We start from the raw sequence: 14,220 nt of genomic DNA on the forward strand, positions 1-14,220 counted from the left end.
AGTGTATTGGTAAGCGGGACCGTTGAGGATGTACGCCCACATGTTGCGGCCGGTCAACTTTACATAGTCCCACTGCGCGTAGGCGGAGGGACACGTATCAAGATTTACGAGGCTATGGCTATGAAGAAATGTGTGGTGGCGACCTCGGTTGGAGCAGAGGGACTGCCTTTAGTTGCTGGCGAGCACATTGTGCTGGCGGATACGGCTCAGGATTTTGCAGATCGGATAAAGGAGTTGTTGCGAGACGACGTCAAACGCAATAAGATTGCTGAATCCGGTTACCGACTTGTGACCGAGAATTACGGCTGGAGCAGGGCTGCGACGATACTTCACGATGCCCTGCAGGCTACTGAATCGACAAACTGAGGCGGGAATGAAAATATCGATATTCGGAATGGGTTATGTTGGCGCGGTAACTGCGGCTTGTCTGGCTAAGGAAGGGCATGAAGTTATCGGTGTCGATATCAGCAAGGACAAAATCGAACAGATTGCCGCCGGCAAAAGCCCGATTGTAGAAGCCAAGATCGGCGAGATCATGGAAGATGTCGTCAAGAGAGGCGCTTTGAAGGCGACGCTTGATGCGCGAAGTGCAATCAATGACACCGATGTCTCGATGATTTGTGTCGGCACACCATCGCGTGAAAACGGCGATGTCGATTTGACCTACGTCACACGAGTGACCGAAAAAATCGGGCAGGTACTTAAGAACAAGAGCAAATTTCATACGTTGATTTACCGCTCGACCATCCCTCCCGGAACGACGGAGGATGTGGTGATCCCGATTCTGGAAGAGACCTCTGGAAAGAAAGTCTATATCGATTTCGATGTCTGTTTCAATCCGGAGTTTCTGCGCGAAGCCTCCTCGGTAGATGATTTTTATAATCCACCATTTACGGTCGTGGGTGTACAATCGGAAGCGGCTGCGGAAGTGGTCAAGGAGATGTTTGCATTTCTGACGGCACCATTCGAGGTCACGAGCATCAGGACGGCGGAGTTTGTCAAATATGTGTGCAATGTCTGGCATGCACTCAAGGTGTGTTTCGGTAATGAAATCGGGACCATTGCGCGCAAGATGGGAGTCGACGGACACGAAGTGATGCGGTTGTTTATGATTGACAGTAAGCAGAACATTTCGCCGATGTACTTACGGCCGGGGTTTTCCTATGGCGGTTCGTGTCTTCCGAAGGATGTTCGCGGGTTGCTATACCAAGCGAAACGGCAGGACTTTGGTGCGGCGCTGTTGACCGCAATTCCTCTTTCGAATGAGCAGCAGTTGAATGAGGGATTCAAGTTGGTGACGTCGTTCAAAAAGAAGAAGATTGGGTTCCTGGGATTGGCGTTCAAGGGCGGAACTGACGATTTGCGGGAATCGGCGCTGGTGTTGCTGGCGGAGAGACTTCTGGGCAAGGGATATGAGTTACTGATCTATGACCGCAACGTGAACTTGGCGCGAATTTTCGGTTCGAACAAGGCGTACATCGAAAAGGAGATTCCGCACATCGAAAAGCTGTTCGCATCTTCGGTGGCAGAGGTCGTACATAGTTCAGAAGTGATTATCGTAGGGAACGATGATCCGGAATATGTTGGTGCACTCAAGGGGATCAAGGATAGACAGATTGTTGATTTGGTAAGGATGACCGATAACCCGTCAGCGCAGGGCGCCAATTATCATGGAATCTGCTGGTAACAACGATATCATAGTATCAGTCGTCATGCCGGTGCGAAATGAAGGCAAGTTCATTCGGCGCGTGCTGGATGACTTGAGCACCCAGGACTTTCCCCAAGAGCGGATGGAACTGATTATTGTCGACGGCATTTCTGATGACGACACCTACGAGGCTGCATCGACGTTTGAAAGCAAATTTCAAAATTTCCGAATCATAAGCAACCCGGGAAAATTGTCTTCCAAAGCGCGCAATCTCGGAGCAAAGGCAGCAAGGGGAAAATACATCGTCTACATCGACGGCCACTGCCATTTGCCATCGACCAAGTTGTTGTCGGATATTGTGGCTTTGTTTGAGAAGTCAGGCGCGGATGCGCTTTGCCGTCCACAGCCACTGACGCTACGACCGCAGACGCTTTTCCAGAGAGCAGTTTCACTGGCGCGTGCTTCGGGATTGGGTCATGCATTGGATTCGACGATCTACACGAATCGCGAGAGGTTCGTGAAAGCGGCGTCATCGGCGGCAAGTTATCGACGCAGTGTGTTTGAACGCGTCGGATACTTTGACGAGTCCTTCGATGCTTGCGAGGATGTGGAATTCAACACGCGAGTAGACAAAGCGGGATTGAAGTCGTTTATATCGCCGAAGCTTACCGTTGAGTATGCAGCGCGCCGGAGCATATTCGCGCTGTTTACGCAATTGTACCGATATGGCGTGGGACGGTGGAAGCTGTTCCGCAAACATCCATCGACATTGGGTTCGGGTACGCTGATCACCACGGCGTTCGCTGTCGGGGCTGTGATATATCCGCTTTTGTGGCTATTGTCGTTCAAGGTAGCGTTGGCAGCGAGTGTGATTGTCGCTCTCTATCTTCTGGCAGTGTTTGTGGCATCATTTTCGATTGCGAAACACCCCACACAACGACTGACGTTTTTTGTACTACCGGTGATCTTCTTCACAATACACTTCGCCCTCGGATACGGTTTTCTGGTCGGAATCATTCGCCATCGATCGTGAGTCAGGACTCGGACGGCACTGATGAAGAAGCTGCGAGTTCTGTATGTCATCGGATCGATGGGCAATGGCCGCGCCGGGACTGAAAAGAATCTTCTTACAATAATCGGAAATCTCGACGAGACGGCATTTGAGCCGGTGCTGGTCACGCTTCAGGATTGCGAGTACTTTCGCAACGGCAAGTTCAACTGCGAGACGTTCTGCTGGAATGTTCAGCGCATGTTTACACCGGAGATGTTTGCCAAGCGGAAGAAACTGGCTGAGTTCATGCGGCAACGAGAGATTGATTTGGTGCAGACATTCTTCGTGGAGGGGCACCTTGTCGGAGGTGGTGCAGCGCAACTGGCGGGAATCGGGAATGTGATTTCTTCGCGGCGCAATTTGGGTTATTCATACGGATTCAAAGAGAAGCTGTTTCTCAAGTTTGCTAATCGATATCCAAAACGGTGGCTGGCAAACTCGGAAGCGGTCGCGAGTGCAATTGCGAAGATAGAGCGAATTGAGCGATCAGCGATTGATGTTATCTACAATGGGGTTGAATTGAAGCCGGCGTTGCCAATTGACCAGAGACAGCGCCAGACCATAGTAATGGTCGCAAATTTGCGGCCAGTGAAATCGGTTTCGACATTGATTCAAGCGGCAACTGAAGTCGTACGGGAGTTTCCCGAAGCGAGGTTTCGGATATATGGGGAGGGACCGGAGCGCCACAGTTTGCAGGCACAAATTGCAGAGGCAGGTTTGCAGGGCAATTTTGAAATGCCGGGGAGTGTGCGCGATGTGCACGCGGCTATTGCGAATGCCACGGTCGGGGTGCTGTGTTCAACATCGGAGGGATTTTCGAATTCACTGCTTGAGTATATGCGGGCGGAATTGCCGGTAGTCGCGACAAATGTTGGCGGTAACGCGGAAGTCGTTAAGGATGGCGTGACTGGTTTTTTGGTTAAGGCTGGCGATTACGCGGCACTGGGTGCGCGAATAGGGCAATTACTTCGCGAGCCAGAAAAGGCGGAGGCAATGGGATTGGCGGGACGCCGGTTGGTGGAAGAGAAGTTTTCATTGGCAGTGATGATTCGCAGCCATGAAGAGTATTATCGCCGGCTCGCAGATGACTCTGGAAAGCATTAGAGAGATACGTCTATCAGGCATCAAGAACTTCGAATTCCTGCAACGACAGTGAGAGCGGGCAGAAAATTCAGACGATGGACCGTGTGAAGAAACTATTGCAAGGGAAGCTCGTTCGCTTCTTCATCATTCTATATATAATCCTCGGCGCGGGGGCAGTTGTTCATTCACTATGGGTGCACGACTTTATCGATTCAGCATTTGAGTCGAGCCTGAATGGGACGCCATCGATGCCGTTTATTGATCATGAGCGGCACGATCTTGAATACTATCACAAGCGTGCTGACCTGATTTTCTGGCAGTACATGTTCTTCGGAATTCCGCTGACGTTATTGTTCTGGATCGGCGTTTTCAAGCTGTTTCGGCGGGTAATGTCGTCGATAGAAGTTTCGACAGAAGTTCAACTCCCTCAAAATCGATTTCGACACGACACGGTGGCGGCGCTGTTGATTTATTGCGCGTTGACGATGGTCTATTTTGCGCCGTCGTTGGGCGTGTTCGGGTCGCATATCATCGGACCGCCAGAGGACAACATGGGCGGCTACTGGAATCTGTGGTATTCGAATGAAATGGTGGTACGCGGCGAGGAATCGTTGACGCACACCAACATGCTGTATTTCCCCGAAGGCACTTCGATGTACTATTTCGCGTGGTCGTTCTACAACTTCGCGATATCGGTGTTGCTTTGGATTGTCATGAGCCCGGCGGCGGTGTTCAATTTGATCATCCTTCATTCATACCCGTTGGCGGGTCTTGGGGCATTCCTGCTGGTGCGATTTATCACGGGCAACTCGTTGGTAGCGATTGTAGGCGGGTTCATTTTCGCGTTTAGTCCATTTCACTTCGGAAAATCACTTCATCATGGCAATCTCAATGCGATTCAGTTCATACCGTTCTTTGTGCTGTACTTCATCAGGGCAATACGTGAAGGCGGAGCGGGCAATCTGGCGCTGGCAGCGCTGTTCTTCTTTCTGACCAGTATGTGCGATTGGAATTACATGGTGATAGCCGGATATTTCGTGCTGTTTGGGTATGTCTATTTGGCAGTGAGCAGAAGGCAGTGGATAGTCAAAGACTACATTGTTAAAGCAGCAGTTGTGGTCGGAGCAACGCATCTGGTGGTGTCGCCCTGGCTGATAGAAATGGTGAAGCTTGGTTTGAAGACAAGCGATGTTGAGGGAAGCGGACTAAATACGTTCGCGGCTGATTTTGCCGGTCTATTCATACCGGGTGCGTTTCATTGGGCGGGGCAGTTGCCGTTAATCAAGGAGGCAAATCAATCATATACCGGCAATGCGTGGGAGTCGGCGAGTTATTTGGGAATTGCGGCAATGGTTGTGGTGGTGGCGGCGTTTCCGACTACCCGAAAGTTGGCTGCGAAGTGGTGGCTGGGGTTTGCGGCATTTGTGGTAATGGCGTTGGGACCGCAGTTACACTTCTTGGGGAAGTTGTTACCAGTCGGGCTGCCGTACACGGTCATAGCGTACTTGCCGTTTCTGTCTAATGTCAGGGCGACGGGACGGTTTATGGTGTTTGCCTATTTGTTTTGGGCAGTGATTGTGAGTTTGAGTCTTCTCAAGCTGTGGGAACGGAAAGAACTTGGGGGAGTCAAGAAGACTCTGATTACAGCAATGGTAGTGGCAGTGATATTCTTAGACTATTTTGCCATTAATTATGAGTACACCAAGATTGAGATTCCGGCGGCAATGAAGGGTCTTGCCGCAGACGGGCAGGAATATGGCTTGTTGAACATTCCGCGCAGTTATCAGAGTTCGATGCGGTACATGATGCAGCAGACTTTTCATCGGATTCCAATAGTCGATGGTGCGGCAACGCGCAAGATTGGCGACAGCTTGGAAGATCGGCTTTCTTTCAGCGATTTGAGACTTCAGCAGGCACAGTTGACGATGGCGAAGGTGAAGTACATCGTCGTTCACCTTAAGGAAAGTGCCGGAAGTGCGGTGGATGTGGAATCGTATCGCGGCCAATATGAGCTTGTGTCCGAAGATCAAGAGTGTGTAATTCTCAAGGTCTATTAGAGTCTATTGTCCGCGACCCCGAAGCGAAAGATAGACTAATGTCGTCGAAATTCTTCGGGTGCGAACGGCAACGACGATTGTAACAAGGTATATCAGGGATGAAAGGAGATATTGACATGAAGCGAATAACCATACTAATGCTGCTTGTGGCAGCGATGACAATTGGTTCGCACAACTGTGCGAGCGCGATAACCGGAATCGGTTTCGGGGCGAAATTGGGGCAGGTGACAAACTACGACAACCCGAATGTCAAACTGTCGGACCTGAAGTTTTCCGATTTTCCGGCATACGGCATTTTTGCAAAGATCGGCAGCAAGTCGGTCGATGTGGAGTTCGGGATTGATTGGTCGAAGGACAAGCAGTCAAAGGTACTGTTTGGCGAAGAGGTCGAGGCCGAAGCCAAGGATGTGGCGTTTCACACTACGGCAAAGTTTGTCTTCCAGTTTCCAGTGATAAGGCCGTTTATCGGTGGCGGGATTGCGGCGCACAAGTTTTCGTATTCTTACTCAGGCGAACTTGGTGAATTCGAGGATGTCACGATCGAGATACCGTCGGATGAGACATACTTCGGCTATCACTTAGTGGTTGGCGCCAAGCTACAATTGGGCGCTTTGCCGTTCCAGCCGTTTGTCGAAGGGAAGATTTCGAAGGTCAACAGCAACCCTTCAACGGATATAACGGTGATCTCGGCAGGAGTCATATTCAGTTTCTTGTAGACGATTGCTGCATTAGCAAAGAGCACGGTGCTGCGAATTCTGATTGTCCGGCGGGGTCTACTTGATTAGGTTAGGTGGCAGTCAAGGCCAATACCGGATTGGGGAATCATGCCGCAGTTAGATCTTCATAGGACATACCGAAATCTGGGACGCTACCGTCAAGTAGTCGGCGTGTTGATCAAGTACGGGTTTGGGGAAGTGCTTGATCGGATGAACATCGCCGGCTTTCTGAGAATCGGGAGCCGCAAACTATTTGCACGGCAACAGGAGTTGGCTGCCTATAGCTGGGCAGAGCGTATCCGACTGGCATTGGAAGAACTGGGGCCGACATTCGTAAAAATAGGGCAGATTCTTTCCACTCGACCGTTTTTGATTCCGCCAGAACTTGCATTGGAATTGACGAAGCTTCAGGACCAAGTGACAGGGTTTGCTTACACCGAAGTTGTGCAAATTGTTGAAAAGGAATTGGGCAAGCCACTGACTGAGGTGTTCTTGAAGTTTGAGGAGACAGCCTGCGCGTCGGCATCGCTGTCGCAGGTTCATCGCGCAACGACGATTGCGGGTGATGTGGTGGCAGTAAAGGTGCAGCGTCCCAACGTGCAGGAAGTCATGGAAAAGGACCTGTCGATCTTGCGAGATCTGGCGGGGCTGTTGGAGCGATATGTGCCGGAGACGAAGGCATTCGACCCGGTAGCGATTGTTGACGAAGTGTGGAAATCGGCAAAGCAGGAAACTGATTTCACATTTGAAGCACGGAATCTCGAAATTTTCGCGCGTAACTTCGCCGATGATGAGCGACTGGTGTTGCCAGAGGTCTATTGGGACTTGACCACGAGCAAGGTCCTGACACTGAGTTACATCGACGGAATCAAGATTTCTGATAAAGAGCGAATACTAGCCGCGGGAATTGACCCGGTGGAACTGACTCGAGTCGGCGGTGAGATTGCGGCGAAACAGATCTTCGAACATGGATATTTCCACGCTGATCCACATCCGGGGAATCTGTTTGCGTTGCCAGGGAACCGGATTGCACTGGTAGATTTCGGAATGATGGGGCGGTTGTCGCGCGGGTCGATGGAGTTGATATCTGATCTGTTGATTGCAGCCTCGAGTGACGATACCAGACGACTGGTTCGGGTGTTTCAAAGTCACGAATTGCTGAGTGACAATATCCGCCCGGCAGCGCTGGAGACGGAGCTGTCGCTGTTCTTGCATCGTTACCACGGTGTCCAACTATCAAAATTGAATATGCGCAGTATGATCACGGAAGCTTTTCGAATCGTGACGACGCACAACATCAAGTTTCCGCCGGAGTTAATGATGTTGGGAAAAACACTTGGGACATACGAGGAACTGGCGCGGGCATTGAATCCGCAATATGAGTTTATCACAGCGTTGATGCCCGCAATTCAGAAGTTGTCTACGCGCAAGTTTAGCCCACGAAACATCATGTCGGAACTGGGGCAGTACTTGGGCGAGATGCGCGATCTGGTGTTGGACCTGCCATTTGAGTTCAAGCGAATAACTCGCAATCTGCGCAACGGAGAGCTGTCGATATCGCTTCAACACAAGGGGCTGGAGCGCCTGATTGTCGAACTGGAGAAGGCGTCGAATCGAATCGCGTTCTCGATGATCATTGCAGCGATCATTGTCGGGTCCTCGCTGGTAATGACGCGTGACTCGGGGATGATGATCTACGGATTCCCGGTGCTGGGGTTGGTCGGATTCATTACAGCGGGCATTTTGGGAATCTGGCTGGTTATAGCAATACTTCGATCGGGGAAGTTGTAACATGACCGGAAAGCCGATGGTATTCTCGCACTCGCGGTTGGAAACGTTTGAGTCGTGCGCGCTGAAGTTCAAGTATCAGTACATCGAAAAGGTGGAGATTCCCAAGCGAGATTCGATTGAGGCATTTCTTGGGTCGCGCGTGCATGACGTTTTGGAAGAGCTATACAAGCACAAGCTGATGGGGAAGACGTGGACCAAGGAGGAGTTTCTTGGGTACTACTTCAATCTGTGGGAGAAAGAAAAGCACGACGAGATCTTCATCGTCAAGAAGCAATACACTATCGAAGACTATTACCGGCAGGGGTTGGAAGCACTAACGAAGTATTGGGATCGCTACTTTCCGTTTGAATCGGAGAAGACAATTGCGCTTGAGCAAAGGGTGTATTTGTCGCTTGACGATGGCGACCGCTACCGGATTCAGGGATTTATTGACCGTATCTCCAGGACGCCGGATGGTGTTTGGCAGATTCGCGACTACAAAACGAAACGAAAACTGCCGACCAATGACGAGGCTGCAAAGGACCGGCAACTGGCGCTGTACCAGATCGGGATTCAAAAGATGTGGGCCAACACCGAGAAGGTTGAGTTGATCTGGCATTATTTGCTTTTTGACGAAGAAGTGAAGTCGCTCAGGAGTAAGAAGGATCTCGCGAAGCTCAAAGTCGAGACGATTCGCACGATTCAACAGGCTGAGGCAGCAATTCAGAAGAACGAGTTTCCTTACCGCGAATCGGCGCTGTGTGATTGGTGTGATTTTTTCGATATCTGTCCGGCGAAAAAACATCTGGCTCGGGTGCTTCCGCTGGCGCCGAAGGAATTCAAAGAGGACGAAGGTGTAACGCTGGCGGACAAGTACAGCGAACTACACGCCAAACGGTATGAATTAAAAAAGCAGATAGCGGAGATTGAAGAGGAAATGGCGCAGGTCGAGGAAGAGATTACTCGCTACGCACAGCAATTTGGAATGACACGACTTTATGGATCAAGCCGATATCTGAATGTGAAGATCGACGAAACGTTCCGGCTGCCAGCGAACAGCAACAAAGCAGAGCGGCCAATGCGAGAGAAGCTGGAAGAGTATTTGAAGAAGGCCGGGATCTGGCAGGATGTTTCGCAGCTGACACCAGCGCGGCTGGTGAACCTGTTCGAAGCAGGGACACTTGAAGCGAAGCTTCAAACGGGACTGTCGAAGTATCTCATTCCACACGTCGTCAAGCAGGTCAGGGCCGGATCGACGAAGGATTATGACGAGAATTTTGAAGGGTAATCCTCTGTAATCGCTTTAAGATTAATAGGTTATGTTTCTGAAGGGCGGCTGAGAATGAAGGCTGAATTCAGCTTGGTTTGATGCAGTTGTTCCTAAATGTTACAGGTCTCTAGGGCCATTTTACCTTGACTTTACAGGCTATTCTCCTATATTCGTCCTGTCTGCGTATGTGTACTTCTCGCGGTGCTCTATACATTCAAGAGCCGAGCAAGTTCTTATTATACTTTTGAAGAAAGGTACCGGCTGTAACCGCATAGCTGGATCAAACGCGAGAATGAGTTCTTCCCTCGAAACCGGAGAGCCATTGTGAAATTCCCACGTCTCATTGCGATTCTTGTACTCTGTCTGGCGCTGTTTGGGAGTAAGTCCTATGCAGCAGGCGGAGACCATCCCTGGAGCGATTCATTGCGAGCTAAGACTGCTCTCGATGGTCCGTCTCTTCAGGAGCTGTTAAGCACATTAGGTTATTCTATTAATGTAGCCACCGACGAAATGAACGCTTCGGTGTTCTTGCCGCAGCTTTATGCGAATCAAGCCGAAATCACGATTAAGCATCGCGGTTCAGCTTCGATTTCGCAAGTCGGCTGGTATCCGAAGGGGAACGCGGCGGGCAGATCAATGCTGTTTGCCGAAAATTCACCTGCCGGAACGACGCTGACGATGCCAACAATGGCGGATTCAGTCGGATTCTACATTGGCCCCACACTTTATGATGACATTTGGTACAGTCAGACCAATCTCAATTGGGATGCGTTTGACCATGCTAAGGTTTTCTCGGCCGGAGAAGTCGGACACTATGTCGTAGCGTTCGAGGATTTGGCGGATGGCGGCGATCAGGATTTTGAGGACGTAGTCATTGACTTACGATTCATCAATCCGGATGCGTTGTCGCTTTCGTTTGAGGGCCAGACATTCTACCTGTACTGCACTGAACAGAATACCTGCTTCAATGTGAATGCCGAAGGTGGTGTTGGAAATCTGACGCTTGAGCAGAAGGTGGGAAACAGCTTCACGACAGTCGCCACCGGTTTAGCTCCGATTGACTTTGAGTCGTGCTTCCTGCCGTGGCCGATTGATTCGACGCATCGGTTTATTTTCAGAATTACAGACGAAGCCAATGTGAGCATTACTGACACTTTTTCAGTGCGCGTCGAGTTTAGGACGAATCCGGAGTTGACGCTGACTGATGACTATATCGACACCACGATCTGCGTGTTGGATTCGATTTGTTTGGATGTCGCTGAGGCGTTTGACTGGGATAATGACCAACTGCAGTTCACGCTGTTCCAAAGCCCGGAAGCGAATATCGATACGCTTACCGGCGAGGTGTGTTTCCTGCCCGGTGCGCTGGACTCGGCGATGTATCAGTTTATTATTGTAGCCTATGATTCGTGCTGTAAGTCGTTCGGATTCCCGATCGACGATCCGCGCGAGATTTTGCCGTGTCCGCGCGATACGCTAACGGTGATAGTGCGATACAAACAGCGTCCGGTGATTACCACGATTCCGGATACGACTGTAACACTCTGCAAGAACGAGCCGGCGACTTTATGCTTCCCGGTGACGGCGGCGGTCGGTGAGACTGCGGTAGCAGTTGCGCAGGAGTGCGGTATTGGTACGATCAGCAATGGTGAGTTGTGCTTTGAAGCGACGACTTCGGGGACATATACTTTCTGTTTTTCCGCGGCTGATGAATGCGGCGGTTTCGTACGGGATACGGTCAAGTTTACAGTATTAATAGATGATATAGCTCCGATTGCGAATGCAGGCCGCGACTCGACGGTGACGCTGTGCGCGCCGCAAGCGATTTGCTGGTCGGCAGGATGTTCCAGCCCGACCAACGACATGGCAACGTGCGAAATGATCTCGGGACCGGGAACCTTCAACGGATCGCAGATATGCTTTACGCCGACAACGGGCGGAAGCTATCAGTTTGTACTGCGCTCATCCGACGAGTGCGGTAACTTCGATCTCGATACGGCAGTGATAGCAGTGACTCTTCTGAATCCGCCGGTAGCGCTCGTTAAGGACACGACAGTAGTGTTCTGCGTTACTCAGCAGGTTTGCATACCGGCATCCTGCAGTGATCCTGACGGTGACCTGGCGTCATGCCAGTTGATTGGCGGTCCGGGCAGTTATAACGGCGGCAATATCTGTTTCACGCCCGATACGACAGGGACTTACAGATTCATACTTCGAGCGACAGATGCTTGCGGTGCGAGCGATTTGGATACCGGATTTGCAGTGGTCACGCTTAACCGTCGCCCCGACGTTCTGATTGGCGGCGGCAACTTCACACTATGCGAGCCGGGACAGATTTGTGTTCCGATCAATGCGAGCGATCCAGACGGAAATCCATTGACCTATACCACCACCATGGGAACGATTAACGGGAATACGGTTTGCATCAATTCAGGCGCTTCTGGTTCACGCGTATTCAATTTCAACGTGATTGCCAGGGATGCTTGCGGTGCAGCTGACACGGCGCTTTATACGGTCAATGTGCGAGTCAACATGGTGCCGGTGATAACGGTGCCATCGCCAACGCCACAAAATCTTTGCGCGGCAACGCAGTTGTGCTTCAACGTGACGACGGTCGATACGATCGTCACGAAGTTGACTTACAGCTTGCTGTCTGGACCGGGTACGATAAATGCAACGACCGGCCAGGTGTGCTTCACACCGACTGCAGACGGCACGTTCAATTGGAGCGTTCTGGTAGCAGATAGTTGCGGCAAAGCAGACACAGGATTGGTTAGTTGGAACATTAATTTCATCGATCCGCCGACTGCGGTAGTCGCAGCGCCGGACGGCGACACGGCGGTGTGCGTTGGAACGGAATTACCCAGCATTTGCGCCGGCATTACGTACACCAATACACCGAACACGACAATCACAGTATCGCCGACGAACTCGAGTGTGGACTTCACGTTTACATATGCCAATGGGGCGGGTACACTTTGCTTCGATCCGATTCTAGACCACAGTCAAACATATTCATTTGAGTTCATAAGATCGAACGAGTGCGGCGTCGAAGTTGCCACGACATGGGACTACGAGGTTCGCTATGACGATTGCGACTCAAGTTGCATCGTGTTGCAGATCGAGAAGACAGAATGCGTCACGCTTGGTTCGCAGGTGACTGTCGGTATTGATTATGAAGGGCGTCTGCCAATCGGCGGATACGACATGCTGATCAAGTATGACGTATCAGCTTTCAGCTTCGTCAATGCGACAATCGGGCCGGCGATTAGCGGCTGGGAATACTTCACGTATCGCCTTGGACCGTTCGGCAACTGTACCGGATCGTGTCCTGGTGGATTGGTGCGGGTCGTTGCGATAGCTGATGCCAACAACGGCGCCAATCATCCGCCGGTAGGACAGCTTTCACCGAGCGGCACGATTGCGAACATCACGTTCCGCGTGACGAGCAACAATACATTTGAGGGACAGGTGCTGCCTGTCGAATTCTTCTGGATCGACTGCGGCGACAACGCGTTCTCAAGCTTGTCGGGTGACACGCTGTTGGTGGACAAGATCATTTACGATTCGTATGACGTGATTATCTGGGATGAAGACGACAACGTTGGTTTCCCGGAAGCGTCGCGATTCGAGCATCTTGGCGTACCGGATACGTGTATCAAGGGCGACAAGTTCCTTCCGGAGCGCTGTATCGAACTGCGCAACGGATTCATCTGCATCATTGACAACGATTCGATTGACGCGCGCGGCGACATGAATCTCAACGGAATTCCAAACGAGATTGCCGACGCGGTGCTATACACGAATTACTTCCTCAAGGGTGTCGCGGCATTTACGATTTCGGTCGCGGGACAAACTGCGGCGAGCGATATCAATGCCGACGGTCATACTTTGACGATTGGCGATTTGGTGTACCTGCTGCGGGTATTGATTGGCGATGTCCAGCCAATTCCGAAGCTGGCTCCGTTTGCCAATTCGGTAGAGTTTAGCATTGAAGAAGTCGAAGGCACGACGAGGCTATGGTCGAACAGCAGTGTCGATTTGGGCGGCGTGTATCTGCGCGCCAAACTCAATGGCGCCGACGCGGCGACTGTCGTAGCTGAGCTTGCGGCGCAGAGCCTTGAGCTGGCATACTCGACTGATGGCGACGTGCTGAACGTAGTAATGTACTCTGATGAACTCGGAGCAAAGGTCAATGCCGGAGAACGGCAGATTTTGACCATCGGAGCCGAAGTGACGATTGAACATATTGAAGCGGCCGACTATGACGGCAACCTGTTGAATTCTTCGCTGGGCAAGACGGTGCTTCCGGAAGAGTTCGCGTTGATTCAGAATTATCCGAATCCGTTCAATCCGGAAACGACGATATCGTTCTCGCTGCCGAAAGCCTCGGAGTGGACGATGACGATTCTGAACATCAGCGGTCAGATTGTCAAACGCCTGAGCGGCAGTTCGCCGGCGGGCGTGACCAGCGTTGTCTGGGATGCCACCGATCAAGCCGGAGCGACGGTTGCAACCGGCGTGTATTTGTATCGTCTTGACGCGGGCGAATTCAGCAGTACGCGCAAGATGGTTTTGATGAAGTAGCACATTTCACGGACAGTCGCGAGTCGTATGCGGCGACT

General features: G+C 51.3%; 9 protein-coding genes. All 9 read left to right on the forward strand.

The genetic code is table 11. The annotated features are described in order from the left end of the window. The first annotated feature begins 6 nt into the window (after nt 1-6). The 9 genes from IPH59_03740 to IPH59_03780 all read left to right on the forward strand — a co-directional run bounded on the left by IPH59_03740 (nt 7) and on the right by IPH59_03780 (nt 14,182). Entirely contained in the window at nt 7-366 is a 360-nt protein-coding gene (locus IPH59_03740) for a glycosyltransferase (GenBank protein MBK7090823.1), read from the forward strand. A 7-nt stretch (nt 367-373) separates the two neighbouring features. Beyond that, nucleotides 374-1,687 (forward strand): UDP-glucose/GDP-mannose dehydrogenase family protein, encoded by a 1,314-nt coding sequence (locus IPH59_03745; GenBank protein MBK7090824.1) that lies wholly within the window; start codon nt 374-376, stop codon nt 1,685-1,687. Then, nucleotides 1,671-2,681 carry a glycosyltransferase gene (locus IPH59_03750; protein MBK7090825.1) on the forward strand — a complete coding sequence of 337 codons (1,011 nt, stop codon included), beginning with the start codon at nt 1,671-1,673 and terminating at the stop codon, nt 2,679-2,681. Before IPH59_03745 ends, IPH59_03750 begins: the two co-directional genes overlap by 17 nt. A gap of 21 nt (nt 2,682-2,702) precedes the next feature. Continuing rightward, complete coding sequence (locus IPH59_03755) at nt 2,703-3,803, forward strand: glycosyltransferase (protein MBK7090826.1); 1,101 nt, start codon at nt 2,703-2,705, stop codon at nt 3,801-3,803. A gap of 83 nt (nt 3,804-3,886) precedes the next feature. Then, nucleotides 3,887-5,839: a hypothetical protein gene (locus IPH59_03760; protein MBK7090827.1), complete on the forward strand. Its 1,953-nt coding sequence runs from the start codon at nt 3,887-3,889 to the stop codon at nt 5,837-5,839. Between the two features lie 116 nt (nt 5,840-5,955). Beyond that, nucleotides 5,956-6,555: a hypothetical protein gene (locus IPH59_03765; GenBank protein ID MBK7090828.1), complete on the forward strand. Its 600-nt coding sequence runs from the start codon at nt 5,956-5,958 to the stop codon at nt 6,553-6,555. Between the two features lie 108 nt (nt 6,556-6,663). Continuing rightward, nucleotides 6,664-8,346 (forward strand): AarF/ABC1/UbiB kinase family protein, encoded by a 1,683-nt coding sequence (locus IPH59_03770; GenBank protein MBK7090829.1) that lies wholly within the window; start codon nt 6,664-6,666, stop codon nt 8,344-8,346. A 1-nt stretch (nt 8,347) separates the two neighbouring features. Continuing rightward, nucleotides 8,348-9,613 (forward strand): PD-(D/E)XK nuclease family protein, encoded by a 1,266-nt coding sequence (locus tag IPH59_03775; protein MBK7090830.1) that lies wholly within the window; start codon nt 8,348-8,350, stop codon nt 9,611-9,613. Between the two features lie 306 nt (nt 9,614-9,919). After that, nucleotides 9,920-14,182, forward strand: a complete 4,263-nt coding sequence (locus IPH59_03780; protein ID MBK7090831.1) for a T9SS type A sorting domain-containing protein — start codon at nt 9,920-9,922, stop codon at nt 14,180-14,182. The last annotated feature ends 38 nt before the right edge of the window (nt 14,183-14,220 follow it).

This window comes from bacterium (assembly GCA_016708315.1).
Classification (GTDB): Bacteria; Zixibacteria; MSB-5A5; order CAIYYT01; family CAIYYT01; genus JADJGC01.

Excerpts from the sequence above, each read along its gene's own strand:
- IPH59_03770 (MBK7090829.1), top strand. The coding sequence starts at position 6,664 with ATGCCGCAGTTAGATCTTCATAGGACATACCGAAATCTGGGACGCTAC.
- IPH59_03755 (MBK7090826.1), top strand. The coding sequence starts at position 2,703 with ATGAAGAAGCTGCGAGTTCTGTATGTCATCGGATCGATGGGCAATGGC.
- IPH59_03745 (MBK7090824.1), top strand. The coding sequence starts at position 374 with ATGAAAATATCGATATTCGGAATGGGTTATGTTGGCGCGGTAACTGCG.
- IPH59_03775 (MBK7090830.1), top strand. The coding sequence starts at position 8,348 with ATGACCGGAAAGCCGATGGTATTCTCGCACTCGCGGTTGGAAACGTTT.
- IPH59_03750 (MBK7090825.1), top strand. The coding sequence starts at position 1,671 with ATGGAATCTGCTGGTAACAACGATATCATAGTATCAGTCGTCATGCCG.
- IPH59_03765 (MBK7090828.1), top strand. The coding sequence starts at position 5,956 with ATGAAGCGAATAACCATACTAATGCTGCTTGTGGCAGCGATGACAATT.